The organism is Paenibacillus wynnii (assembly GCF_030812855.1).
Lineage (GTDB): Bacteria > Bacillota > Bacilli > Paenibacillales > Paenibacillaceae > Paenibacillus_AQ > Paenibacillus_AQ wynnii_A.
The window spans coordinates 76,239-102,023 of record NZ_JAUSTK010000017.1 but is presented as its reverse complement, the minus strand read 5'-3'; the positions used below and the strand labels follow the sequence as shown (position 1 = coordinate 102,023).

At 43.3% G+C, this 25,785-nt stretch carries 26 protein-coding genes; 6 read left to right on the top strand and 20 right to left on the bottom strand.

What is annotated here, in order from left to right:
* The first annotated feature begins 185 nt into the window (after nucleotides 1-185).
* Nucleotides 186-929: a spermidine synthase gene (locus J2T20_RS16580; RefSeq protein ID WP_307590188.1), complete on the top strand. Its 744-nt coding sequence runs from the start codon at nucleotides 186-188 to the stop codon at nucleotides 927-929.
* Here the strand turns inward: J2T20_RS16580 and J2T20_RS25795 are convergent.
* The 3 genes from J2T20_RS25795 to J2T20_RS16565 form a co-directional block, all read right to left on the bottom strand.
* On the bottom strand, nucleotides 849-1,202 hold the full coding sequence (locus tag J2T20_RS25795) for a neutral zinc metallopeptidase (protein WP_373457816.1): 354 nt from the start codon (nucleotides 1,200-1,202) through the stop codon (nucleotides 849-851). The genes J2T20_RS16580 and J2T20_RS25795 overlap by 81 nt on opposite strands.
* Before the next feature lie 110 nt (nucleotides 1,203-1,312).
* Nucleotides 1,313-1,930, bottom strand: coding sequence for a DUF1349 domain-containing protein (locus J2T20_RS16570; RefSeq protein ID WP_307590187.1), 618 nt, complete (start codon nucleotides 1,928-1,930; stop codon nucleotides 1,313-1,315).
* A gap of 419 nt (nucleotides 1,931-2,349) precedes the next feature.
* On the bottom strand, nucleotides 2,350-3,105 hold the full coding sequence (locus J2T20_RS16565; RefSeq protein ID WP_307590185.1) for a YheC/YheD family protein: 756 nt from the start codon (nucleotides 3,103-3,105) through the stop codon (nucleotides 2,350-2,352).
* Nucleotides 3,106-3,327: 222 nt separating this feature from the next.
* Here J2T20_RS16565 and J2T20_RS16560 point away from each other — a divergent pair, with 222 nt between their 5' ends.
* Together J2T20_RS16560 and J2T20_RS16555 are read left to right on the top strand one after the other, a co-directional pair.
* A complete protein-coding gene (locus J2T20_RS16560) occupies nucleotides 3,328-4,143 on the top strand; it encodes a DUF6492 family protein (protein ID WP_307590184.1) in 816 nt (271 codons plus the stop codon).
* A gap of 14 nt (nucleotides 4,144-4,157) precedes the next feature.
* A complete protein-coding gene (locus J2T20_RS16555) occupies nucleotides 4,158-5,480 on the top strand; it encodes a sugar phosphate nucleotidyltransferase (protein ID WP_307590182.1) in 1,323 nt (440 codons plus the stop codon).
* A 72-nt stretch (nucleotides 5,481-5,552) separates the two neighbouring features.
* Here the strand turns inward: J2T20_RS16555 and J2T20_RS16550 are convergent, their stop codons facing one another.
* The 5 genes from J2T20_RS16550 to J2T20_RS16530 form a co-directional block, all read right to left on the bottom strand.
* Nucleotides 5,553-5,864 (bottom strand): Dabb family protein, encoded by a 312-nt coding sequence (locus J2T20_RS16550; RefSeq protein WP_307590180.1) that lies wholly within the window; start codon nucleotides 5,862-5,864, stop codon nucleotides 5,553-5,555.
* 44 nt (nucleotides 5,865-5,908) lie between these two features.
* Nucleotides 5,909-6,790, bottom strand: coding sequence for a pentapeptide repeat-containing protein (locus tag J2T20_RS16545; RefSeq protein ID WP_307590178.1), 882 nt, complete (start codon nucleotides 6,788-6,790; stop codon nucleotides 5,909-5,911).
* Nucleotides 6,783-7,472, bottom strand: a complete 690-nt coding sequence (locus J2T20_RS16540; protein WP_307590176.1) for an HAD family hydrolase — start codon at nucleotides 7,470-7,472, stop codon at nucleotides 6,783-6,785. Before J2T20_RS16540 ends, J2T20_RS16545 begins: the two co-directional genes overlap by 8 nt.
* A 28-nt stretch (nucleotides 7,473-7,500) precedes the next feature.
* Entirely contained in the window at nucleotides 7,501-8,013 is a 513-nt protein-coding gene (msrA, locus tag J2T20_RS16535) for a peptide-methionine (S)-S-oxide reductase MsrA (RefSeq protein WP_307590174.1), read from the bottom strand.
* A gap of 374 nt (nucleotides 8,014-8,387) precedes the next feature.
* Nucleotides 8,388-8,975, bottom strand: a complete 588-nt coding sequence (locus tag J2T20_RS16530) for a LysE family translocator (RefSeq protein WP_307590173.1) — start codon at nucleotides 8,973-8,975, stop codon at nucleotides 8,388-8,390.
* Nucleotides 8,976-9,093: 118 nt separating this feature from the next.
* On the opposite strand from J2T20_RS16530, the gene J2T20_RS16525 reads away from it, so the two are divergent.
* Nucleotides 9,094-9,648, top strand: a complete 555-nt coding sequence (locus J2T20_RS16525) for a helix-turn-helix domain-containing protein (protein ID WP_307590171.1) — start codon at nucleotides 9,094-9,096, stop codon at nucleotides 9,646-9,648.
* 417 nt (nucleotides 9,649-10,065) lie between these two features.
* Here J2T20_RS16525 and J2T20_RS16520 read toward each other — a convergent pair whose 3' ends face one another.
* Both J2T20_RS16520 and J2T20_RS16515 read right to left on the bottom strand, forming a co-directional pair.
* Entirely contained in the window at nucleotides 10,066-10,314 is a 249-nt protein-coding gene (locus tag J2T20_RS16520; protein ID WP_307590170.1) for a hypothetical protein, read from the bottom strand.
* 76 nt (nucleotides 10,315-10,390) lie between these two features.
* Entirely contained in the window at nucleotides 10,391-11,689 is a 1,299-nt protein-coding gene (locus tag J2T20_RS16515; RefSeq protein ID WP_307590168.1) for an alpha-glucosidase/alpha-galactosidase, read from the bottom strand.
* Nucleotides 11,690-11,933: 244 nt separating this feature from the next.
* On the opposite strand from J2T20_RS16515, the gene J2T20_RS16510 reads away from it, so the two are divergent.
* On the top strand, nucleotides 11,934-12,791 hold the full coding sequence (locus J2T20_RS16510) for a helix-turn-helix domain-containing protein (protein ID WP_307590166.1): 858 nt from the start codon (nucleotides 11,934-11,936) through the stop codon (nucleotides 12,789-12,791).
* Here the strand turns inward: J2T20_RS16510 and J2T20_RS16505 are convergent.
* The 8 genes from J2T20_RS16505 to selD form a co-directional block, all read right to left on the bottom strand.
* Nucleotides 12,788-13,243, bottom strand: a complete 456-nt coding sequence (locus J2T20_RS16505; protein ID WP_307590164.1) for a divergent PAP2 family protein — start codon at nucleotides 13,241-13,243, stop codon at nucleotides 12,788-12,790. The genes J2T20_RS16510 and J2T20_RS16505 overlap by 4 nt on opposite strands.
* 158 nt (nucleotides 13,244-13,401) lie before the next feature.
* Nucleotides 13,402-14,607: a response regulator gene (locus tag J2T20_RS16500; RefSeq protein ID WP_307590162.1), complete on the bottom strand. Its 1,206-nt coding sequence runs from the start codon at nucleotides 14,605-14,607 to the stop codon at nucleotides 13,402-13,404.
* Complete coding sequence (locus J2T20_RS16495) at nucleotides 14,604-16,370, bottom strand: sensor histidine kinase (RefSeq protein WP_307590160.1); 1,767 nt, start codon at nucleotides 16,368-16,370, stop codon at nucleotides 14,604-14,606. The genes J2T20_RS16500 and J2T20_RS16495 overlap by 4 nt, the downstream gene beginning before the upstream one ends.
* Nucleotides 16,371-16,451: 81 nt before the next feature.
* A complete protein-coding gene (locus J2T20_RS16490; protein ID WP_307590159.1) occupies nucleotides 16,452-17,276 on the bottom strand; it encodes a carbohydrate ABC transporter permease in 825 nt (274 codons plus the stop codon).
* Between the two features lie 17 nt (nucleotides 17,277-17,293).
* Nucleotides 17,294-18,184 (bottom strand): carbohydrate ABC transporter permease, encoded by an 891-nt coding sequence (locus J2T20_RS16485; protein WP_307590197.1) that lies wholly within the window; start codon nucleotides 18,182-18,184, stop codon nucleotides 17,294-17,296.
* A 77-nt stretch (nucleotides 18,185-18,261) separates the two neighbouring features.
* Complete coding sequence (locus J2T20_RS16480) at nucleotides 18,262-19,626, bottom strand: extracellular solute-binding protein (RefSeq protein WP_373457815.1); 1,365 nt, start codon at nucleotides 19,624-19,626, stop codon at nucleotides 18,262-18,264.
* 202 nt (nucleotides 19,627-19,828) lie between these two features.
* On the bottom strand, nucleotides 19,829-20,875 hold the full coding sequence (gene mnmH / locus J2T20_RS16475; RefSeq protein WP_307590157.1) for a tRNA 2-selenouridine(34) synthase MnmH: 1,047 nt from the start codon (nucleotides 20,873-20,875) through the stop codon (nucleotides 19,829-19,831).
* Nucleotides 20,876-20,929: 54 nt separating this feature from the next.
* A complete protein-coding gene (gene selD, locus J2T20_RS16470; RefSeq protein WP_307590156.1) occupies nucleotides 20,930-21,988 on the bottom strand; it encodes a selenide, water dikinase SelD in 1,059 nt (352 codons plus the stop codon).
* A 150-nt stretch (nucleotides 21,989-22,138) separates the two neighbouring features.
* Between selD and J2T20_RS16465 the strand changes: the two genes are divergently transcribed.
* Nucleotides 22,139-23,215: a permease gene (locus J2T20_RS16465; RefSeq protein ID WP_307590154.1), complete on the top strand. Its 1,077-nt coding sequence runs from the start codon at nucleotides 22,139-22,141 to the stop codon at nucleotides 23,213-23,215.
* A 73-nt stretch (nucleotides 23,216-23,288) separates the two neighbouring features.
* Here J2T20_RS16465 and J2T20_RS16460 read toward each other — a convergent pair whose 3' ends face one another.
* Together J2T20_RS16460 and J2T20_RS16455 are read right to left on the bottom strand one after the other, a co-directional pair.
* A complete protein-coding gene (locus J2T20_RS16460) occupies nucleotides 23,289-24,506 on the bottom strand; it encodes an MFS transporter (RefSeq protein WP_307590153.1) in 1,218 nt (405 codons plus the stop codon).
* A gap of 67 nt (nucleotides 24,507-24,573) precedes the next feature.
* Entirely contained in the window at nucleotides 24,574-25,740 is a 1,167-nt protein-coding gene (locus tag J2T20_RS16455; RefSeq protein ID WP_307590151.1) for a serine hydrolase domain-containing protein, read from the bottom strand.
* Between the last annotated feature and the right edge of the window lie 45 nt (nucleotides 25,741-25,785).

Sequence of the window (25,785 nt, the reverse complement as noted above, 5' to 3'; positions counted from 1 at the left end):
ATGGATTGAGTAGTGAAAACAAATCATAATTATACATTTTTAGTAATTTATTTAAACTATATTTTTCATGTCAGCATTTGTGCATGTCTAGTGCAGAAAGTGCAACTATATGAGCTACAAGGTTCTAACGCGTGGATTTAGTTGTAGAAAATACACTTATAACTTGTACGAAGGAGAATCACAATTTGAGATATTTACATAAAAATAAGAACAACAATCATGAAATTACTGTATTCGAAACGAACAATCTGTATGGTGAGAAGGGCAACTTTCGAGTCTTGCAGTTTTCTAACGAGGCCGTACAAGGGGCACTGGATTTGGAGAATTTGGATCGTATCGTTTTAGAATACCCACGGGCTATCATTCACTTATTAAAGTCTAATAACCCTGAATTTGAAGATGTCTTTGTGATCGGGCATGGTATAGGGACTATTTCAGGGTATTTTGCGGATAAAAGCTTTAAAATTGCGGAGCTAGACCCGGAAGTCGTGGAGTTAAGCCGAAGGTTTTTTGTTTATAAACTAGACAATGTGACAGTAGGTGATGGACGGACTATTCTCGAAGGCGAGGACAATGAGGTTTATGATTATGTGGTATTAGATGCCTTTAACAGCAAAGGGACTCCCAAGCATTTAATATCAAGAGAATTCTTCACAATTATCACTGAAAAGCTTAACCCCCAAGGATCTCTCATCATGAATGCGATCGGGAAAAGTGAGAATGACACCTTAATCAATGCCATACATACGACTCTTAGAGAGGTTTTTCCCTATCTAAAATCTTTTGCCCTTCCGGTAGAAGGGGCCAACGACCATCAAAATATCCTGATCATGGCTAGCAAGCAGCCCTTAAAGTTCCAGGAACGGCATATGGCCGGATTCCGAGAGATCCAAGGGGGACATGGATATATCATTACAGATAAATATTAAAGAGGTTAGAAACCTGAAGCTGCATTGAAGGTATCTCCATCTACTATAGTCCTTAAAGGACGGACAATAAAAGGGACCGACAGATGAACCGCCTACCCCGCAGGCTGACTCCACACTCTCTGTATATAGTACGAGCTTTGGATTTTCATAGAATTTATTCTCTTGCTTGAAAATATCTGTCCATACTTCCTCAGCGTCAGCCAGTACAACAGATACAAAATCAGCAAGTTCTTTCTCTTGAGTAGTCTCAGTATTGGAGCCTCTCCATTGCATGGTTTAACCTCCTTTAGTCCCTGACAAATTTTACGCTTCTTTCAAAATCGTATAATTCAAATAGCTGAGGTGACAGGATCATCCTGCCACCTCAGCTATTTGAATAAGGATCAGTCTTTCAAATCAACAATCGGCGGATCGATATGTAAGTCCTCATCAGTTCGGGTACTTAACCAACGAGTAAATGCGACTTGAAACCCGGATCGTGTAGGTGCACAAAGGAAGGGACCCGCCTTTTTGCCAGTAGTGAAGGGAAAACGCGACACACGGATCGTCCGCCAAGGATGCTCTTCAGTCCGGGCACGTAAAATTACAGCATCATTGAATCGGGAAGCGCGAAGCGTAACCATTTTACCTGCCCAATCAGGTATAGGAGATAATGACCAGTCGGAGTATTCATTAGTGACTACAGCCCCTAAGTGAGGGATGCCGTCATTTATTTCGATACCCGCCTTTATCCACTGAGTTGGACTGTACCATAACATTATTCCTGCTTGATCATAGAGTTCTGTTAAGCTATCCAGCTTGAACGAAACTTCAACTCCGTCAGAATCCTCCCATGGGGCTAAAAGAGCGTGACCATTGTCGTGTTGAAATTGGTACAACGTCTTTTCCCAATAATCGCTTCCTTCCGCAGCTTCAACAATAAGTGTGTTCCCCTCAATTCGAATCGATTTGGGGTCATTACTCCAACTCCCTAAATTCCAAGGGATTGATGTAAAACTCATATTAACATCCTCCTTTTACTTAAGAGCGTCTTTCCCGCACCACCGCCGTTTGTAGCACCCCCATCTCCCCTATAACCGTTATTTACGTGACATTGCCAAGGTCCATAACGTCTTATATTCTGGAAAACGTTCTGAGCCAACATATGCGAGGGTATCATTACACTCAGCAGCAAATATTAATCTACTTCTTAATTTGGTAATCTATTCAATGTTTTAAAATTCAACAATGCTCCTTAAGTATCCTTCCTGTTTGTCTGATGATTCAACAAAATGTACATATATATCAGAAAAATTCACCTCCGAATTTTAATCATGCAGTTAATTGTTAATATTATTAATCATTGAATTTCAGCAAAAAAAAGCCCGATTTCTCAGGCTTTCTACTTCAAAGCTTAGTTCTTTATCCTTTTATTCATTACCTATTTTTTCAAATAGAATCGGCGATATCTCATTACTTTTTTATACACGGATTTATCCTTCAGCTGATTAAATATATAGGGGTCAGGGTTCATGTTCACTTCTATGATCCATGGGGTAAGAGAGCGGTCTAACCCAACATCAACGCCGATTTTATTTATTCTTGAGTAGGTCCTTTGAAGCTGAACTGCCATTCGAACTCCTAGTTCATTCAGCTCTTTGGTGAGGAGGACTATCTGACGTTCTGAGAGATGGGTAGACAGCAATTTTTCAATGGCCATCGGTTTACCACCGCTATGGTAATTGGTTACGATTTTACGTGGATGTCCTAGACGGCCAATAATCCCGGTAGCCTCCCAATTTCCCTTGGGACTTAGTTGAACCATCACACGAATGTCGAACCGGCGGTTGTTGTGCTTAAGAAGATGAATTCCTTTTTGTATCAAATAACTTCTTCCCCCCGTGCGCTTCGCAAGACTCTTACAAAAGGCATCAAAGGTATCAAAGTTTCTGATGGTCTCTTCATATTGATAAGTGAATCCGTATCGCTCCCCTCGTTCGGCACGAATAACTCCATTTCCGTAAGTTCCCCGCTCGGGTTTTACAAATACCATTCCATAGCTGTAGATCATCTGTTCCAAGTTCTTTCTGTTAAATTTACGCGTGTCCGGTATAAATCGTTTGATAAAACTGTTGCGAAGCAGCAATTTGGTCTTTATCCATTTACTTTGCACTGGGTTTACGGTTTTCACCTTCACACCTGCACTCTCCTGTCCCGATAGGATGCACTACTGCCAATAGCACCTTGCAAATTTCCAAACGTCACTGCATCCTATGCAAATTTACGAACAGAAGAGTAAAACATATGCCCTGCTTAATAAGATATATTTTCCGGTAACCTTCGCCCGTACATAAGCCAATGAATCCACATAACTTAGTGCAGACGCATAATGCGAATTTGTGCTTGGAGATGAGTATATATGTCAGCTACCTTCTTAGGCAACGCGCCTGGCAGCCCCGCCATTGATGTCCTAATCCCCGCAATCGAAAAGGACTTAGCCACATTGCCTTTTGTAATTGATAGTCTTCGCCGTTATGTTAAACATCCAATCAGTAAAATTTACATTGTTTCTCCCAATAACAGCAGAATAAAGAATCTTTGCTCCCGAAAAGGATGTACCTTTGTCGATGAAACGACCCTCCTGCCCTTTACCAAAAAAGATATTCATTATTCCTCGACCCGATGGAACCGTTCAGGATGGCTTTACCAGCAGCTGCTTAAAATGAATGGGGATAATCTATGCCGGGAGAAATATTTTCTTGTGATTGACGCAGATACAATTCTGATTCGGCCGCATCGATTCCGTTCGAACGGGAAGTCAATTTTCTACTGTAGAAATTGGAGTCAGCCCGAGTATTTTCGCACCTATCGCAAATTATTGGGCACCAAAGCCCCTTCCCCCAGATCCTTTGTCACGCATTACATGTTGTTTGAGAGAAATAAGCTGGCTCAATTAAAACGTAAAATAGAATCCAAGCACGGACTTCCCTGGTATACCGCGATTATCCGCAGCATTAATAAGAAACAACAATTTGGATTCTCAGAATTCGAAACGTATGCCAACTATATATACAGCGAGAAACCTTCAGGTGTTATTCTAAAAAACGCGCAAAATAAATCCCTTAAAACCTCTGCTTCATCCTTAAGTAAGGATAAGACCACTAAGTTGTCAAAGACATACCGCTCTCTTTCCTTTCATCAGCGTAAGGGTTACACCCGTATATCAAGACCCTAAGGAGGATGATATCCGTGCATACCTTATTACTGTGCGGCGGTTCCGGACAGCGCTTGTGGCCGTTATCAAATCCTATTCGATCTAAAATGTTTCTGGAGTTGCTTCCCGCACCGGACGGTGGGCTTGAATCCATGATTGGACGGGTATGTCGTCAGCTGTCTGGGCAAGGTCTCGGTGAATCCGCTTTATTCATCACTCATCAGGATCAGACGGGTCTAACCAAAAGATATACGAAGGATTGTTATCCGGTGATTGGGGAGCCATGGAAACGAGGTACTTTTACTGCAGCCGCTCTTGGGTCCCTTCATCTTCACTCCACGGGGAAAGCGAAGCTTAACGATACGATTTGCGTAGCACCTGCGGATATGTTTGCGGACGATAACTTTTTTGGACATTTCCATACTTTCCCCGAAGTTCTAAAAGCTTCTCAGGCAGATATCGTGCTGCTTGGGACAAGACCCACCTATCCATCGGATCAGTATGGGTATATCCTGCCCGGCGATGCTGCTTCCATGGAATATACATCGGTGAACCGGTTTGAAGAAAAACCTGATTCTGCACGGGCTAAACTTCTGATTCAACAAAATGCCTTATGGAACTGCGGGGTGTTTGCATTCTCCCTTCAATTTATGCTGTCCTACTTGAAGCAAATTGGACTGCCCGTAGACTTTGATGAATTTGTAGCTCTATACCCCCATTTGCCAATTCGCAGCTTTGATAAGGAGGTTGTGGAACGTACAGGAAAGTTGGCAGTTATCCGACATGAAGGAGATTGGCGCGATCTCGGTAGTTGGGATACCTTAACAGAACAGCTGCGGGATCCGATTGTAGGTAAGGGTGGGACATTGGGAGAAACAATCAATACCCATATTATTAACGAATTGGACGTTCCGCTGTACGTCATCGGAGTATCCAATATTGTTGCCATAGCAAGTCCAGATGGGGTTCTTATTGCTAATAAGGTTCAAGCAAACGGGATTAAAGAAATAATAGGCAGTCATTCGATGACCCCTGTATATGGAGAAACTCAATGGGGAAGTTATTGTATTCTGGATACAACGGATAACGATGAAGATATTATTGTTACGCTTAAATTAACCATACTACCCAATCACAAAACGCAAGAGCTTTGCAGCAAATATTCCAATAAAATATGGACAGTTGTAGCCGGGAGTGGAGAATTGATTTTGGATGGTTTAGTTCATCCAGCAAGGGTTGGAGATATTTTCACAGTTGCCAAAGGTGTAATCCATGAAATCCGGGCGTTTACAGCTATGGAATGGATTGAGGTTCGGATGGGTAATGGGAGCATAAATGAAGCGATTTACTCGGGATGAGAGACAATAAAGAGGTGGGGCAGCTTGAAGAATTAGCTAAATGCCCACACCTCTTCTACTTTCAAAATGCAATTATACATCCATCTCTTGGAAATCGATCTCTAGGAAACGCTCTACCTCTACGACCCAACGAGCCTGTACATACTCTACATGCAAAGGGTGATTATTATATATGTCATAATCAGCAAGGCTGGCAAATTCCATGCTAAATCCATAATCATAATCGTTCTTTACACTCATCTGGCGCAGGACCTCGAAGTTACGGACAACAGGTATAGTTACGAGAACCGATTTACTTTCCTGAAGAAACCGCTCGGCTTCCGCTGATCCTAGCTCATGCTTTAAATTAAAAATGACCATGTGTTTGATAAAGGGGCTACTCATTGTTACCCTCCTCAGAATGATTATATTTAAATTATTGGTTTGATTTAGAGAATCATCCAGTGAGACGGATGTTGGAGCGACGAGGGCACTATAGTAGTAGCATCACCCTTGGCTGAATTGAGCTGAGGCTGAGTAAGAAAGATGCTCCCGGAGAGATTGGCCCCTCGCAGGTCAGCGTCACGGAAGTCAGCACCAATGAGATCAGCCACTCTCAGGTCAGCGCCTCTGAGGTCAGCGGCAATAAGGAAAGCCCCCCGCAGGTTGACGCCTCTCAAGTCAGCTCCCTTGAGCTTGGCTCCGATAAGATCCGCACCACGGCCGTAGCTCTTTTTCGCGCGGCTTTTGGATTTTTTCTGCTCTCGTAAGGCCTCCTCTCGAACCAACTCGCTTGTGCGCAGGAGCAGTGTGTTCACTTCTGCCCGATGAGCAACCACGTCTAAACCAAGGATATCATCATGACTAAGCTGAGTAAGCCGTTCCGTATCCTCTAGTACAGAGCTAAGCTCTCTATGAATTGGGCGGGCAGCAGGCAGCGTTAACGCTTCTGTCAAATACCTAAGCAGTTCATGCAGCTGACGCATGATGCGGAATACCTCGAACATTTGCTTAGCAGACTTAGGGACTTGACGCCAGTCACGTCCGCCATAAGTGACATTGGAAACCTTTTGACCCGCCCCAAAACAGTCATATACCGTACAACCTCGAAAACCACGCTCTCTTAAGGATGTGTGTATGCCGCATCGAAAGTCCGATTGCATGTTGTGGCAAGGCTGATCAGCATCCTTGTCCATTGCGAAGTCTGCTGATGATGCGAAAGGCAAGGCGGCACAACACAAGCCGAAGCAGTTCTCGCAATCCCCTTGTAAACTTAGAAGGCTAGTCTCGTATGATGACTGTGAATACTCGTATTCGTGGTTCTCAGACAAGGAAAGACCTCCCGAAATGGTCTTGCCTTTGAATTTGGGAGATAATGACTCCAATATCCTCAACTTGATCCGCAATTTGATCAGCCCCGGCGTTGTTCAACTCACTTTCCGAACCATAACCGAAGGTTACGCCAATTGATTCAACACCACAAGCTTTAGCTCCAATAATATCATGCTCCCGATCACCAACCATTAGCGCCTGTTCAGGAAGAATATTGTTATGGTCCAGTACGTACTGAATTACCTCTTGTTTCTTGGAACGTGTTCCATCCAGATTACTTCCTGCAATATGTTGGAAATAAGAATCCAGCTTGTAATGCTTCATTATCTGCTCCGCAAAAACCGTTGGTTTTGAAGTAGCAACATACATAAGATATCCCTGATTTTGCAGATTCTCAAGTAATTGCGGTATGCCCTCTATGACTTTGTTCTCGAACATCCCTAACTCGCGGTATCGCTCACGGTAGTAACCCACTGCTTGATGAGCATTGGCTTCAGTGAAGGAACTAAGCTGAATAAAAGAATCATACAAGGGCGGCCCGATATATGGGATCAGCAGATCAAGATGTTCTACCTGAACACCAAATTTATTCAAGGCATACTCCACACTTTTGGTAATTCCCTCTTTAGGGTCAGTTAAGGTACCGTCCAAATCAAATAAAAGATATTTTAATCGATTCACTACTCTGTTTGCTCCCTTCATATATGCTTTACCAATTTTTTTCTAAAAAAGCGTCTCTACCAGACTGTTCCCGATCTTCCTTGTAGTGCTTGGGACTTTTTTTATGATAATCCTGATGATATTCTTCTGCACGGTAAAAGGTTGACGCCGGAAGAATTTCCGTCACGATAGGGCTTAAGAATCTGCGACTGATGGTGACTGCTGCCTTTGTGGCAAGTGCTGCCAATCGCTGCTCTTCCGTGTAGTAAAAGATAGCAGTACGGTACTGAGTCCCTCTATCCTGAAATTGTCCCCCATCATCCGTTGGATCAATTTGCGGCCAATATAATTCAAGCAGCTTTTCATAGGAGAAAAGTGCGGGATCATAGGTGATTTGTACAACCTCATAATGACCAGTAGTTCCTGTTTTCACTTCTTCATAAGTTGGATTGTCGGTTTGTCCACCTGTATAGCCAGATACAATTTCATGAATTCCCGGTAAATCCTCAAACGGTGTAACCATACACCAAAAGCAGCCCCCTGCAAACATAGCTTGTTCCATTGGATTTATGTCCTCTCTCTCATTTCATCTATGATCCTATTTAACACAGCTGTTGATTTAAAATAAAGTTTGATAATTTGTAAAAAAGTTCGATAATTTCGAAAAAAGATTGATAATTTGTAATAAAGTTTGATTAAAAGTCCTGTATTGATATTGTTATGCAGGATTTTTTTGTTCCGAAATCGGGCCATATTCTTGAATAACACTCCATAAAATAGATTGGATATTCATGTTAATATATAGAAGATTATGAAGGAATATACTTATGTTAACGTTGCAGGATTGTTAATCTACCAAGTCAAAAGGGGAGGGTGCTTAATGTCCAAACTACTAAATTTGTGGCACCCTTATTTTGTTTAACTTATAAACTTCTATTAATGAAAAACAATTGAGATAGCACTATATACCAATAACAATGCCATAATTATATTAAATAATTGTCTATACTTTGCTAAAAAATTTTGAAAAATAGAGCCAAATAAACTCCAACTTGATGCACTCAATAAACCAACAATCCCTAAAAAAAGTGAAAAAATAAAGTAACTAAAGTAAGAAGTATAATAAGGCAATATGAAGGTTGATACTACCATAATGCCATAAAGAATACCTTTTGGATTTATAAATTGTACCAATGCACCTATTAGGAAAAGATTTTTATCACTACTGTCATCTCTTTCATTATTATTGTCATTACTGGTAATTGTTTTAAAAGCCAAATATAACATATAACCTACACCTAAAATGGTTAAAGGTGTTTTTATCATTGGCAAGAGGTTTATAAGCAAAAGGTTAAAAAAACTACACAATAATGCAAGAACAAAAAATCCAAAGGCGACTCCTAAACAAAAATTAATTGTTTTTTTAAATCCATATTTATTTGCAAATGACATTGCCATAAAATTGTTTGGACCTGGAGTAAAACTGCTAACAAAAACAAACAACAAGAATGGAAATAAAGGCACCGTTAAAACTCCCCTTTCATATTCTGTCTGTTATAATGTATAAAGTGAACAATATAACATATTTACGTTATATTTTACGATATGTACGTTATATTGTAAATAGAGTAGAGGTGATTTTATGGAAGAAATTCAAATGATTTTGGCAAGAAATTTAAAAACTATCAGAGAGAAAGAGAAACTTAGTTTAGAGAAAGTCTCTGAACTAAGTGGTGTCAGTAAAGCTATGATCGGACAAATTGAAAGGGGAGAATCAAGTCCAACTATTACAACCATTTGGAAAATTGCTAATGGATTAAAGGTCTCCTTTACTTCTCTAATTAATGTTCCTCAACCTGATGCTAAAGTTGTTTTACGAAGTGAGATACAAGTATTAACTGAAGACAATGGAAGGTACAGGGTATTCCCCGCATTTCCCTTTCAAGAAGATAAACGATTTGAAGTTTATTCAGTTGAAATTGATACAGAAGGGCATTTAAGTTCAGTTGGACATAGAGAGGGGGCTGAGGAATTTATTACTGTTTTTGATGGAGAAATCACTGTTACAGTGAACGAATGTAAGTATAATTTAAAAAACGGCGATTCAATAAGATTTAAGGCTGATAGACCTCACACATACTATAATTCTGGGGAAGTATTAACTCGTCTGAGTATGACAATATATTACCCAGATTAATACACATTATGGAATATTAGAGCTGATAGCTTTTAGAAAAAAAGGAAAGTATAAATATGATGCTAAGATAATTTGGAATGCGTTTATTAACAACTGACGAAGCTCTATATGTTCTTTATTATGACATACACTTATTTCAGAATCGGGCGCGATTATGGAGCAACACAAGTAGAAAATGATCAATCTTTTTTATAAAACGGAATGTTCATTCAAAAAGAAAAGAATCCATTTTGATCAATCTTTTTTTCAAAATAGATTCTTTTTATTTATTTTAAAATATAGGTTTGTAGGATATTTTTGATCAAACTTTATTCCAAAGCTACAACAGCTTTGCTAGCAGAGGTCAATAGAAAGAGTGCAGCGGTTAACATAAAAACGACTTTTCGCCAAAGCGAAAGAGCCGTTAATCATTTTAAATCAAGATTCATTTGGATCTTTATTTGTTTTTTTCGGAATAACTCTGGAAGGTCTGACTACCCAATTTTCACGATTCATACGTTGAACACTATGAATCGGATTGCCGGTATTTCCGGCGTTACTGTCCACAAGCTCAGCTTCTATAGCTTCAGGATCGCTGCTTTCTATTGAACTTCCTGGTTTTTTATTTACCCCTGCTAAACCGCGGCCGTTGTGCTTCCCTTTATTCCAAACTCTGTCTTTACTCATTGATACACTCCATTTCTCTATGTGTGTTACCTAAACCATATCATACAATTTACACATAGGAAAGATAACCTACAACCTACTTAAACTTAGGCAGCCAATCCCCGTGAGCAGTAATCAGTTCATCACACATACTCACAATATCATCCATGGACAGCTCAGCTGCCGTATGCGGATCAAGCATTGCTGCGTGGTAGATATGATCTTTCTTACCCGTCATAGCCGCTTCAATCGTCAGAAGTTGGGTATTGATATTGGTCCGGTTGAGAGCCGCACATTGAGGAGGCAGGTCACCCACATATGTTGGAGTCACTCCGGTACTGTCCACAAGACACGGTACTTCGACGCAGGCTTCTTTAGGTAGATTCGTGATTAATCCTGTATTCATTACATTGCCCCCAATCTTGAAGGGTACGTTGGTTTCAATGGCTTCTAAGATGTACGAGGCATACTCATGTGAGCGATTATGTTCAAGTACCTTATTGCTGACCAGTTCATCACGCATTTTCTCCCAACCGCTAATTTGCTCTACACAACGGCGCGGATATTCATCCAAGGGGATTTGGAACCGTTCGATAAGCTCTGGATAATTCCGTTTGATAAAGTAGGGATGGTATTCTGCATTATGCTCCGAAGACTCGGTAATATAGTAACCGAACTTCAGCATCATTTCATAACGAACCATGTCCCCGTGAGGCTCCAGCTGCTTCTCCTTCGCCCGGCGTTTGATTTCTGGATACAAGTCTTTGCCGTCCTTAGTTACCTCAAGCAACCATGCCATGTGGTTAATGCCGGCGATCTTGGCTTGCACACCTGTCTGATCTATTCCAAGATGGTCAAATAAATTAGGGATACATTGCTGAACACTATGACATAACCCAATAGTCTTAATACCGCCGTAGGTATTCATTACATTCGTTAAAACAGCCATTGGATTAGTATAGTTCAGGAAGAGCGCATCCGGGCATACCTCTCTAATATCAGCTGCAAAATCAAGCATGACCGGAATCGTCCGAAGGTTACGAAAAATCCCTCCTATACCGACCGTATCTGCAATCGTTTGACGCAAGCCATATTTCTTCGGGATTTCAAAATCAGTAATTGTGCAAGGATCGTATCCGCCAACCTGAATCGCGTTAATAACATACTTAGCGCCCCGTAATGCTTCCTTACGGTCAGAGTAGGCCTTTATTGTACAGGTGCTGCCAGTGCTTCTTTTAATATTATTGAGCATATTTTCCGAATCTGAAAGACGCTGAAGATCAATATCATACAGAGCCAGTTCAAAGCCCTGAAGGGCCGGGGTTCCCATGCAATCACCCAATACGTTTTTGGCAAAAATGGAACTACCTGCTCCGATAAATGTAATTTTAGACATGTGTAATATTCCTCCTTAAGTTTGAGGCATACTGTGCTGATATAACAAATCCTCTTTCTTTAGCCGAGTGTAAAGGGAAAGAAATGCTGTAATATCAATCACTATCCGCTGCTCTCTTCACTATTCACTATAAATTAAACCAGTGATTGTGAGTATGGAGGAATACAAGAATGATATGGACATTTGTTGCATAATAACTGTTATAATAGGTTTGTTTGTATTACTATTTATGTAGGAGGCTTCTATGAACCCCGATCACTCACAATTTAGCATAGGCATTAATTTATCACCCGAAGACCATGATCCTACCGTGTTGTTCAGCGGTGAAGGTAAACCCATACACGGACATAAGATTGGACCCTCCGTACATGACTTTTTTTTAATTCACACTGTGCTGGATGGTGAAGGGCTCTTTCAAACCGGAGGATTCTCTCAGGTATGCCGAGCTGGAGATACCTTTGTTATTTTCCCTGGGTCATTATTCAGTTATCAGGCTGATAGGAATACACCTTGGCATTATGTATGGGTTGGATTACAAGGGGAAGCAACAGCGAAGCTGTTAAGCGAGATTGGAATTACGCGGGATAAGCCCTTGCTGCACTCGGAGAGCATCACTGAAATATATGCCGTGTATGAAAGGATTCGCACATCGTTTCTGCAGTCTGCTTATCCCCGACTAGAGAGTTTAGAGGCATCCGGCTGGATGAGGTTGTTATTCCATCATTTCGGGATAGCTAATCGAAGCATTTTGCCTGCATACCCCAAACAACTGCCGGAGGTGATTGACCGTCAAATTGATCAGGCCATTCGCTGGATTACACTACAGTTCCATCAACACATCAGCATAGATCAGATGGCTTCAACGCTGGGTTACCACCGGGCGCATTTATCCAAAGCCTTTAAGCAAAAAACCGGATTGTCGCCCAAGCAGTACCTAATGAAAGTGCGAATGGATAAAGCCAAGGAGCTTCTGGGAGGTACACTTACCATTGACCAAATCTCTTCCTCTGTAGGATTTAACGATGCGCTTTATTTCTCAAAGCAGTTCCATAAGTGGAGCGGAAAATCACCAAGCGAATACCGTAATCTTCTGCGTTCTTAGGCATAAAGGGTAAAGTATATAACAATGCTGGCGGCTATTCCGAAGAAAGCACCCGCTAAAACTTCGATTGGACGATGCCCCAGTAGCTCTTTCAACTCTGTTCCTGTCGAACCATGATCCTTAAGCAGAGAGGGAGTCGATCTCACTAACCGGTTTAAAAAAGAGGCATGCAACCCGGCATGTCGGCGAACTCCCGCTGCATCGTACATGGTTATGGCACTAAGCACTGCTGCTACCGCAAATGTAGATGAATCTAGGCCTTCGCTTATCCCTATGGCTGCGGTTAACGAAGTGACTGCCGCCGAATGTGAACTCGGCATTCCTCCTGTACTGAAGGCACGGGCTACATCCCAATTTTTGCTCCAGATCAGGTTAAGCGGTACTTTGATGACTTGCGCAGCAATCATTGATATCAGGGCCGCCATTAGCGGAAAATTATGAATAATCTGCATGCTGTTCTCCGCTCCTCTAGGGCCGATCTATGTATACTTGAAAAAGACAACCCGTAACATTACAGGAATGTTCTGAATTGTCCAGGTTTAACGGTGTAATCTTAGTGGTTCCCCTTTAACTAAGAAACTACTCTCTTGAATAAAATTCAACTCTTTATTTATTCCGGATCATTATTTCCCATTAGAACATTAATATATTGTTGCTGGCGGTACTCTGTAGGGGTCAAATGGTATCTTTTGCGAAACATTTGAGTGAAGTGCCGCATGTCCTGATAACCTACACGTTCGGCAATTTCCGCCAACTTTAGCTTGGGAATCAAGAGCAGCCGCTTCGCCTGCTCAAGCCGAAGAGTCGTAACATACTCCTTATATCCCTGCCCTGTCTTCTGCTTGAACAACTGACTGAAGTAGGCTGGATTCAGAAAAATGACAGATGCCATTTTTTCTAAGGTAAGGTCCTCAGAATAGTGCTCTTTAATATACTGCAGAGCAACATCGATCGCCTTCTCTCCGCTCCCTTTATTAGGTTCAGGCTCAAATGCTTGTGAAGCGGAAGCCGTCCTCATACGAATAACTACTTGCGGAACGATATTGAAATCGGAGCACTGTCCCGAAAGAATAACTTGAAAGGGTACCTTCAAAGAATGCATCAAATGCACCTTTGCGTTCTCTTGGAACTGCTCAATCTGTGTGTTTTCTTTCAGACTAATCAGACCCAGCAGACTCTGGCGATCATAACTGACGACAAATCCCCGTCCATTCCGAGCAATGAGCTCAGAGAGTACATTTTCAACAATAAAATGCTCCAAGCGAACGCTTTTATCGCCGGTATCCAGCTGCACCATAATTAAATAAAAGTTGAGGTAGTTTTGAATAAAGGGGCTTAAGTCTAAATTCCCGATATCCAGACCGGAGGCAAGCCTTTGGAATACCCCTTCACGTAAATATTTCAGGCTAGTCTTTAAGCGCTCCCCTTCAAGCGACTTTTTACTATCCTGTTGAATCTCTGCCACAAGGTTATTGATAACCTCCTGTAAACGGTATTTACCGATCGGCTTGAGCAAATAATCCCTCGCACCAAGACGAACTGCCTCCTGAGCATAAGAAAATTCACTATGCGCCGAAATAACGACCCACTTCACATGGGGATACCTGCGTTTAGAAATTTTCATAAACTCCAAGCCGTTTAAACCCGGCATAAGAATATCGGTCAGCACCATTTGGATCTGGTGTTCTTCCATCACTTTAACCGCTTCCTCCGTAGAGGATGCCAAATAAACTTCGTAGTCGGGACATATTTGTCTGATCGTGCGCTGTATGCCTTCCCGTATTACACGTTCATCATCGGCTATAAGTATGTTCACTGCGTATTTTCTCCTTCCTTTGGAATGGGTAATACAATGGCCACCTGAGTTCCTTCCCCAAGGAAGCTTTGAACCTGAAGGCCGTAAGGCTCTCCGAACATATGCTGCAATCGGCGATGCAGATTCTGGAGACCGATGCCCCCTTTGCCCATCTCCTTGGGACTCTCCCAGTTCAACGTGTGAATGAGACGATCTAATTTTGTTGCATCCATTCCGCTTCCATTATCCTCGACTATTATTTTTAGATCCGAGCCTACTACACGTGTGTAGACCTTCAGAATTCCTTGACGATTCAAAGATTCCAAGCCATGCTTTACAGCATTTTCTATAACAGGCTGTACTGTCATTTTGGGAAGACGAATATCCAACCATTTCTCATCGATGTCTGTTAGGATTTGTAGTCTTCCTTCCAGCCGGATGGATATGATTTTTAGATAGTGTCCTATCTGTTCCAATTCTTCACGCAAGGTTACCTCTACCCCGTCTTCCCAATAGCTGCTGTATCGGAACATGGATGAAAGTGAGAGTACAAGTTCTCCCAGATGATCGTTTTCCTTCTCATCAAGCATCCAATAGATCATATCCAACGTGTTATATAGAAAATGAGGATTCACTTGGGACTGTAAGGCATGAAGCTCGGCGTTTTTCTCACTGACAGAAGAGAGCTTCACCCGCTCGATCAGATCTTCAATCTGTTTAACCATTCGGTTAAAGGAAGCTACGAGAATATTGATTTCCTGATAAGAAGCTACACTAAGCATCCCGCGGAAGTTCCCAATCTCCACCTGCTTCATCTCACGAATCAGCTTCTTGAGCGGAGAGGAAATCGTCTGGGATACGATAGAAGCAATTAGAGTGGAAACAATAATAAGAATCGAAATAACGATTAACAGATACCTCTTCATTTCAATTACTTCTACATTTAAATCGCGATCTGGAGTGCTGCTAATCACCCACAAGTCTGCAAAGGACAGTTTGGAAGCAACAACAAGCCGATCGGAATCTTGTTTGACTACGACATTCTGGGAATTCTCCAAATTAGGCAATTGATCCAGAGCAGGTGCAGAATCTGTTGTTGATGATAACACTTGGCCGGTTTGGGACATCAAAGAAACCTGACTGTGCACACCAAGCTTTAAGTTGTCTAGAGCATCTAATATCGGCTGCGGGTTCGTCTCATATAGTACGATACCAATGGGTTTATGTTCATTTAAATCGTAAATTTGCCGTCCAAAGGCAAACACAGGACTATCTTCTACTTGATCAATAAGTGAATGCTCAAAGACCCCAAGCCACACCATTTTTCCTGAAGAATCCTTGATTTGCCGATACCAATCCTTAGTTTGATACTCTGGATCGACCACATTCATGTAATTTCCGTAGTTGTATATTCTCCCTTTATCGCTAATCACGTGGATACCCACCAGATCATCTCGGGAATAAAATATCGCACCAATAATATTCGTAATAGATTGCTCATTAATGTAGGTTATAGCCGGTTCCTCGCTAGTTTCATTAAGTAAACGAATCATCTCAAAGTTATTACTTAGTGATTTCGAAAGGCTGTCATAACCTTTATACAGCAAACTGAACAATCCGGCTGTCTGAGCTACATTTTTTTGAGACAAATCACTGATTTTATCATGTATTTGGTCCGTAGTTCGGTTGTAGTACAGCAGACTGACGATCAAGAGTATTCCTGACATGCAAAAAAGAAACAGCAGGAACAACCGATGATGTATGGAATGAAAGCCGCTTCGCAAAGGACTCCCCCCTTTCACATCTTGTGTGTCCTGCTGAATCCTTATTATAAATCCATACTGATTTTAATAGCAAACCTAGAACTAACCTTTTACTGCTCCAGCAACCATACCCTTAGTGATTTGGTTGGACAAGAAGAAGTAAATAAGGATAACCGGCAATGCGCCCATGACCAGAAATGCTCCAATTGCCCCGTAGTTAACGGAATATTGGCTGACGAAGGTGTAAACCCCGAATGGCAGGGTCTTCAGTTTCTCGGAAGAAATAAAAGTTGCCGCCAGGATGTATTCATTCCAAATGTTGATGAAGGTCAAGATACAAACAGTCATCATCGGCGGAACGGATACGGGAAGAATGATACTGCGGAATATACGGTATACGTTTGCCCCGTCGATAAAGGCCGATTCCTCAATTTCGTGGGGGATAGCTTTCATGAACCCACTTAGAATAAAGACAGAGACCGGTGTTGAGAAAGCGATATAAGGTAATATCAGAGACAAATGCGTGTTAAGAATATGCACGTTCTTAAAAATAATCATTAGTGGAAGTAAAGTGGCCTGCATTGGAATCATCATTCCCATCAAGAAGATGGTCATGACCAAATTACCGTACTTCCAGCGGAACCGCGAGATTGCATAAGCAACCATCGAACTAAGTAGAATAACGCAAATCATAGTTACTGCTGTTACAAATACGCTGTTTGACAAAAATTTAAGGTAGCTTCCGGATTCAAAGGCAGTCTTATAGTTGCTCCACTGCACCGCACGGGGAAAGGCGAAGAAATTACCGTCCAAGATTTCTTCATTGGTTTTCAAAGAATACATAAGCAACCATAACAGAGGATACAGTTGAGTGATAACAGGTATCGCAAAAAGAAGATACACGAGCCCTTTATTAAATTTTCGCATGATCGCGCACTCCTTTCCTAATTATATTTTTTCTCAAGCTTGTTAAAGAAGAAATTGATAAATCCGGTAAATACGAGACAAACAGCTACCAGGAATGTAGCGATGGCACTTCCGTAACCATATTTGAAGGATAGGAATGAACTGTTATACATATGTGTGGAGATAACATCAGTAGCGTGTGCCGGTCCCCCGCCAGTCATAACCATGACTAAATCGAAAGCCTGCAGTGATCCAATAAAAGCAAGTACTATCGATATTTTAAAGATTGGGACAATCAGCGGTAACGTTATGTAGCGATCCGCCTTAAATCCGTCTGCACCGTCGATTTTTGCTGCCTCATATAATTCATCAGGTATATTCTGTACTCCTGTAAATTGAATCAGCAGATGATAGCCAAAATACTGCCAAAGTGATACAAAATAGAGTGCAAACATGGCGATATTAGGTTCAGTAAGCCAGTTATGAGTCCAACTCTCCAGACCAAGTGAAGTCAAAACTCCGTTCAGCATGCCTCCCATGGAGGCCGGGTTATAAATCGTTTTCCAAAGCTGTCCAATGATTACGACCGATAGAATAACCGGTGTAAAATAGATAGACACCAAGGTATTAGCTTTTCTCAAATAACGATTTAGAAGAATTGCCATTAGCAAGCACAATGGAATTTCCAGCATGGATGCTACAGCGTAGAGCAAAGTCCTTCTTACAGAAGGCCAGAATATTGGATCATTAAAAAACATGTCTTTAAAATTGCCAAGGCCGATAAAATTTGATGGAGTCAATCCATCCCACTTCAGTAAACCTGTATATATTGAAACCACTATAGGTACAAATACGAGGCACACATACAGCAGCAGACATGGCAATACGAAGACGGCTATTGTGCGTGCTGGCACCTTCAGAACTTTCATCATTTCCGCCCCCTTAATATAAACTCGATGCGAAGAGGCTTTCAGCCACCTCGCATCGATTTGGACAATCTAATTACTTATTTATTTGCTTCAAAAGCTGTTTGGTGTTCTTTTGCAACTTGTGCAGCATCAACTTTTTGTACGAAGAGGTTTTGGATACTGCTCAAATGCACTTGTGCTGTTGCAGGGTTCATAGTGTTATCAAACGCCAGGTCGCCGCCTTTAACATTGTTGAACAATTCTGCTACTTCGATTGCCAGGTCAGAATATCCGGCAGCTTTCAGGTCGCCGTCCACTTTTTGGCCAAGACCTACAGCATTTTTCAATTCAAATTGTTTCTTAGGCAGGTTCAGTGTGAAGAAGTTCAAAAATTCTTTAGTAGCGTCAAGGTGTTCGCTGTTTGCAGAGATTGCAAAACCGCTACCTGGAGCCAACATGAATTCATTTGGATTTCCTTTGCCGTTAACTGTAGGGAATTGGAATGCTCCAACTTTACCGCCTACGGAAGAAGCATCAACTGCGCCTGTTTCCCATGATCCGATTACCCACATAGCAGCTTTACCGGTTTTGAAGATGTTACCGCCTGCAGTTGCATCGATGGAAGTTGCTCCATCAGGGAATGCTCCAGCTTGCACCAGTTGTTGGAATGCATCTACTGCTTCAATGAAAGCAGGATCTTCAAATGTTTTCTTGCCATCCATTACATCTTGCAGGAAGCCAGGGCCGCCGTTAGTACGAAGCAGGATGTTCATGAACAAGAACGAACCGGTCCAGGAATCTTTTTCGCCGATTGCCAGCGGTGTGATTCCTTTTTCTTTCAGGATCTTAACATCCGCGAGCATCTCGTCAAATGTTGTTGGCGTTTTTTCGATACCTGCTTGTTTGAACAACTCTTTGTTGTAGTAAACAACTTCGATGTTATTTCCATCCGGCAATGCGTATACGTTGTTGTCGAAGCTATAGTAATCAAGCAAACCTTCTTGGTAAGTATCTTTCAGACCATTTTGATCGAGCATATCGTTCAGTGGAGCAAATAGTCCGGCATCAACGAAAGGTTTCATTTGTGCAGCCGGGTTAACGATAGTGATATCAGGTACTTCTTTGGAAGCAGCCTGTGTTTTCAGCTTCACTTTTTGTTGGTCAGTGTTCAACGTATCCAGTTCAATGGTTACATTTGGATGAGCCGCTGTGTACTCTTCTACCAATGCTTTAAGCATTTGTGTAGAAGGTGCCGCTGGATCCGGGTAAATATTTTGGAAAGTGATTGTTACTTTTTCTTCACTAGGTGCTTTTGTTGCAGCAGCAGTATCGTTAGTTGATGCTGGTGCCTTAGTGGCTTCTGCGTCTTCTTTGTTGTTAGCGTTTCCACATGCAGCCAAACTCAGTGCAAGTGTTGCTGACATTACAAAGCTGAATGTTCTCTTCGTTTTTTTATTGATCATTTATTAAAGCCCCCTATAATGTGATAGGTCAATTATCTCCCCGTAAAGCGCTTCCATCAATACGCGAAGTTAAGAATTAAGGTTTGTTTTTTCTAGGGAATCTATTAAAGCTTAGAGATAAATGGCAACTGAAAAGTCCATCCCACACAAAAAAGGTGGATAAGAGATCCCTATGGTTCCACCTTTGTGAGACGACCTTCTATTAAGTTAGGGAGTGCGTCTGATTGGCCAAATATGAGACTACAGCCGCTTCAGCTTCATCCAAATTGTTCACTTTAAAACACACTCGCTCGGAATCTTCATACTGTGTAGATGTGTAATCGTATCTTGGATCATAATAATGTTCCAGAAGCAATGCTACGGCCTCTCCGAATTGATCAGCTTTCAAATGGCGTTCAATTTCTGCGGCTACGGGAATATGAATACGGGACTTGATACTGAGGAACGCTGAGATATATTGGTCTTTGAACTGCTCCGGTTGATAATCCTCAAGAATCTGACGCACTCTGGATTCGATAGGCATGTCAATCCAAATTTGGATGGCTCTTTCTTTCTGCTGCGCCATAAAAGGTGGCATAACAACTTTACCAATTCTTTTGCTCTCTGCTTCAAATAGTACATAAGGAGATTGCTCCAGGGTGTTCAATTCCTCCAAAAGTAGGCTGTCAAAGGTTTTTTGATTGTTGGCACGGAGTCCAATTTCCCCAAATATAGAGCCTCGATGTCCAGCCATTCCCTCCAAATCCAGAACAGGATGACCCAGAGCCTTCAGTCGATGTAAAAGACTAGTTTTGCCTGTGCCGGTATTCCCGTGAATAACGTAAGATTTCGGTTTGAAATCATAGTTCTCCAGTTCGTCTAGCACCCATTTCCGGTAAGCTTTGAAGCCGCCTACCAATCGATAAGCATGAATATCCATTAAGGAAAGTACCGTTGCCGTCGTCCGGCTGCGCATACCTCCCCTCCAGCAAAAAACAACCTTGTCCCCTTCAATCTCACCAAACTCTTTAATGAAAGCCGGCAGTTTGGCAGAGACTACCTCCAACCCGCGTTCCTTGGCAGCCTGAACACTAGTCTGCTTATATAGTGTACCAATCTCGGCCCGTTCCTGATCATCAAACAAGGGGATATTGAGGCTGTCTGGCAAAGTTGATTCTACATATTCTGAAGGAGATCGCACATCAATAACGGTTATCTTTTTCCGAGCCCTAAGTGATCTTAACTCTTCTAGTGTAATGTCCTGAAACAATGATCTCTCTCCTCTTATGTGTAGCTTTCCTATCTGTGTTTCTCCCCTGCCCTCTTATCGGGCAGCTATAACAGAAATCTGACCCGGGTGAGCATCAGTTACTTCTCCGATTTGTGCAGCTTCTACACCGGCATCCATAAGCTGATTAAGTAGTTGCTCGCTTTGATCGGCAGCAACAGAAATCAATAACCCGCCAGAGGTAACAGCGTCGCATAGGATATAGCGGTCAATCTGATCCATTTCTTCAGGATAGAGGATTGAGCCTTCCAGATGAGCAAAGTTATTTTTAGTTCCTCCGGGTACAAAACCCTTCTCAGCAAGCTCTCTAACCCGCGGCAGCATAGGTACAGCTTCTTGATGGATAACCAGTCCCAACCGGCTTCCCTTAGCCATTTCCGAGGCATGACCCAGCAGTCCAAATCCGGTTACGTCCGTGCAAGCATGTACATCATAGGAAGACATAATTTCTGCAGCCGTTTTATTGAGGGTAGACATAACGGTTGTTAAGCGAGTGGTCTCTTCTTTAGATAGCTGATCCTTTTTAATGGAAGTAGTCAAGATTCCCACACCTATCGGTTTCGTTAAAATCAGCTTGTCACCCGAGCGTGCGGCAGCGTTCGTTCTTACTTTATCAGGATGAACCAGTCCTGTTACGGCTAAACCAAATTTAGGCTCTTTATCGTCAATGGAGTGGCCCCCTACCAGAGTGGCTCCTGCTTCCTGCACCTTATCAGCGGCCCCGCGCAAAATATCGGCCAGGATGCTTTTATCCAAAACAGAAATCGGAAAAGCAACAATATTAAGAACGGTAAGAGGTTTTCCACCCATAGCATAGATATCACTTAACGCATTGGCTGCGGCGATCTGACCGAAAGAATAAGGGTCATCTACTATCGGGGTGAAAAAATCGACCGTCTGTACCAACGCCAGCTCGTCACTTAAACGATATACTCCCGCGTCGTCACTTGTATCAAGCCCTACTAGCAGATCAGGATTAGGAACAGTTGGAGGTAGGCTTCGCAGCACCTGCATGAGATCAGCAGGACCGATTTTACACCCGCAGCCCCCCTTTGAAGAAAGTGAAGTTAGCTTTATAGTTTCAGCTTGAGACATCACGGCTCAGCTCCTTGTTATGATTTGAACATCAGTATTTATCTTACACGAAGAAGCTTCCATTGTACAAAACTAAACTGACTATCCTTTTTTCCCTATGTTATAATTGTAATCTTGAAATTTATAAATTTATGGGGGTCCTCATCGACTATGTCTGCTTCTAACCATTCTTCACTTGGAAATAAGCCTCCTATAAGCTACAAAGCGCTTATCATGGCGGTAATTTTTCTACTCATTGCGCTTGCAGGTTTGTCTTATGTGAAATGGTGGCCTTACTATCACAAGGCGATCAAAGCCGCAACTGAGCACTCCATTGGTTCTTCCATTTTGACCGGAGATCAGGCTACTGGACCAGATCCTTCGATCCAGGCTGCATGGGATTATGCCGCAGGTTATTTTAAATCCGTGTGGAAAGCAGCCGTTCTTGGTATATTGCTAGGCTCATTGGTACAGGTACTTCTTCCTTCACAATGGCTCTTTCGTGTTCTTGGAAAAGCAAACTTCAAAAGCACCGCTCTTGGCGGACTCGCATCCCTTCCGGGGATGATGTGTACTTGCTGTGCTGCTCCAATTGCTGTGGGTTTGCGGAAAAAGAATGTCTCCGTAGGTGCCAGCTTAGCTTTTTGGCTTGGAAATCCCGTACTTAACCCGGCAACGCTTATCTTTATGACCTTCGTTCTATCGTGGAAGTTCACATTGATGCGATTAGGGTTTGGATTGATACTCACTTTTGCCGTTAGTTATTTCGCGGAGCGATTTGCTGGCAAGTCTGAAATCCCAGAAACCGTTGTCGAAACTGTAAATACTACTGTGGAACCGGAAGGGTCACTTCTTCTGCGCTGGATTCGTAACGTAAGGTCAATGTCACTAACGGTAATTCCAGCGTACTTCTTGAGTGTCCTCCTTCTAGGGGGAGCAAGAGCCTGGATGTTCCCAGCTCTAGGTGAAGGTGCTATGAACGGGATTCTAGCGGTTATCATATTCACGATTGCCGGTACCTTGTTTGTTATTCCAACGGCTGCGGAAATTCCGATTATTGGAACGTTCCTTTCCTTTGGATTTGGTACAGGCGTTGCAGGAGCCTTACTTGTTACCCTTCCTACGATCAGTTTGCCATCCTTGCTGATGGTTTACCGTTCCTACCCGCGCCGTGTGGTTTGGTTCGTATTTTTCTCTGTGATCTGGTTGGGTTTGCTGAGTGGTCTAGTGGGTTCATTCATTTTATAAAATGCACAGAAAAAAGGCTCTCCTTCAACAAAATGAAGAGAGCCTTTTTATTTGAGAATGCTGCATTCACTTCCTACTGAGGGCTGTCCCTTTTTGAAGGAAATCCGTTTTCTCTTGCGCGCCACGCTACTAGTAACGCAAGGATAAGTAGAATAAACAATGCCCATGGGAAGGAACCGACACCAAGTGTTTCGATAAGAATACCGCCCATCACACCGCCGCCCCCGATGGCTAGGTTCCATGCCGTCACCAGCATCGACTGGGCCACGTCTGCACTCTCGCCAGCAGCTTCAGCAACTGCTGTCTGCAGCAATGTCGCCGCGCCCCCGAACGTTAACCCCCACACAGCAACCACTAGGTATATCACGACGGGCTGACTGCTACTTATAACTAGTGCAACGGACGCCAAGGTGAAAGCAGTGAGGCTGATCAGAACCAATGGCCGCAACTTCTCGTCGATCAAAACACCGATGACCCAGATGCCAACAAACGCTGTAACACCAAAAATAAGCAGTACCAAGTCAACGCGCTGAGTAAGACCAACCTGAGCAAGATACGGTGCAATATAGGTATACAGGATGTTATGTGCTAGCACCCATGCCAGAACGACAAACAGTACCGGCCGCACCCCAGGTATATTAAAGACCTTGTAGAGAGGGAGCCGCTTATCGGCGGCCTCTCCTGGATAGTCCGGCAGCTTCCATAGCACCCAGGCAACCAGTATCAGAGCCAGCAGCGACATGATCCCGAAGACAGAACGCCAGCCCACAAGGGCACCGAAAAGTGTTCCAGCAGGGACACCAAGCGCCAGAGCGAGAGGCGTCCCGACCATCGCCACCGCCATAGCTCGTCCCTTGAGTGACTCCGGCACCATGCGCCGGGCATAACCTGCTATCATACCCCATAAGACACCAGCGGATACGCCCGCGAAGAACCGAGCTGTCAGCGTCAGTGTATAATTGGAAGAAAGAGTAGTGACGGTGTTGAATACGAGAAAACCAAGGATGCACATTAGCAGCAGTGGTCGCCGACGCCATCCGCGTGTCGCAGTGGTTAAGGGAATCGCGGCCAACAGTGAACCAAGGGCGTACAAGGTGACGAGTTGACCCGCAAGGGCCTCCGAGACTCCAAGCCCCTCACCTATCTGGAGCAACAAGCCGGCCGGAATCGTTTCGGTAAGAATACAGATAAACCCCGTCATAGCAAGGGCAAGTAATCCAGTCCATGGGAGACGTTCAAAAGAGGGAGTGCTGGAGGCACTCTGTGTGACAAAAGTTGTGTTTTGGCTCATCTCAGAAGCACCTCTCTTATATAAATTGTAGATTATATGATTCACTGCAAATCGATTAAACGCCTAATTATAGGATCCCATCATAAACGGCTTTACAGAGGTCAATAGTAAACTGACCCGACATGCCTTCCAGTGCAGTATTGGTGAACGCCACGACACTGAGCCGCTGCATGGGATCGACGAACCAAGAATGACCATAGGTGCCACCCATGCGCCATGTACCCGGGGATTCCGGAGTGACTGCTGCGACAGGATCCTTTAGAAGTGTAATACCCAGGCCGAAGCCTCTTCCTGGCCAAAAGGCCATTGGCAGATCACCGATCTGGTTGGTAGTCATCTCTCGAACCATAGACTCCGGCAGCAGAGGCGAACCGCCCTTGCGTAATGTTTCCAGCAGTTGCAAAAAGTCCCCGGCACTGCCGACCATACCGGCTCCTCCAGAGGGGTAGGCAGTCTTATCAAATGCCCGACCAGGGGCAAGCCGGAAGCCCGCTGTGCCCTCCAAAAAGTCAACGCTGTCGGGATCATGTAATCGCCGTGGCTCCGGAGCTTCATTGGCATAGGCAGTAGCAAGTCGCTCTGGGTCGGCTGCAGTAAAACCGGTGTCGCTCATGCCTAGCGGCTTTGTCACCAGCGAAAGTATGGCTTCGCTGAGTGGCATTTCTGTAGCCTTCGCAATCACTGCCCCCAGCACATCTGTCGCGATGGAATATTTCCACTCGGTGCCTGGAGCATAAAGGAGTGGAACAGAGGCGATGCGACGCAGGTTCTCTTCCAACGTAATATCGGAGTGATCCATGCCATCCGATACCCCAGCGCGCTGATATGAACCATTCTCTTCCTGAAAGAAGCGGTAAGTCAGACCCGCGGTGTGCGTCATCAAGTGACGAATTGTCAATACGGCAGATTCACCGTTTTGCAAGCGTGGCCGAAACTCTGGAAGCCAACGATCTACACGGTCGTCAAGCTTCAAGTGACCTTGCGCAACTAGTACTAGGGCAGCCGTTGTCACGATAGGTTTAGAAACCGAGGCTAACCGGAATAAAGCATTTTCTCGCATGGACAGGTTCATCTCGCGGTCGGCAAGACCGGCAGCACGGCTATATACCATTTCCCCGTCTATTGCCACTTTAATGACAGCGCCGACCAACCTCTTGTCGGCAAGCGTTCGATTGATTACTTCATCGATGCGACCTGATAAAAAGTCTGGATTAACTTTGTTTGAATACGACATACTCAACATTTTTCATCCTTTCGGAATAGTTAAAGCCTCAAACAC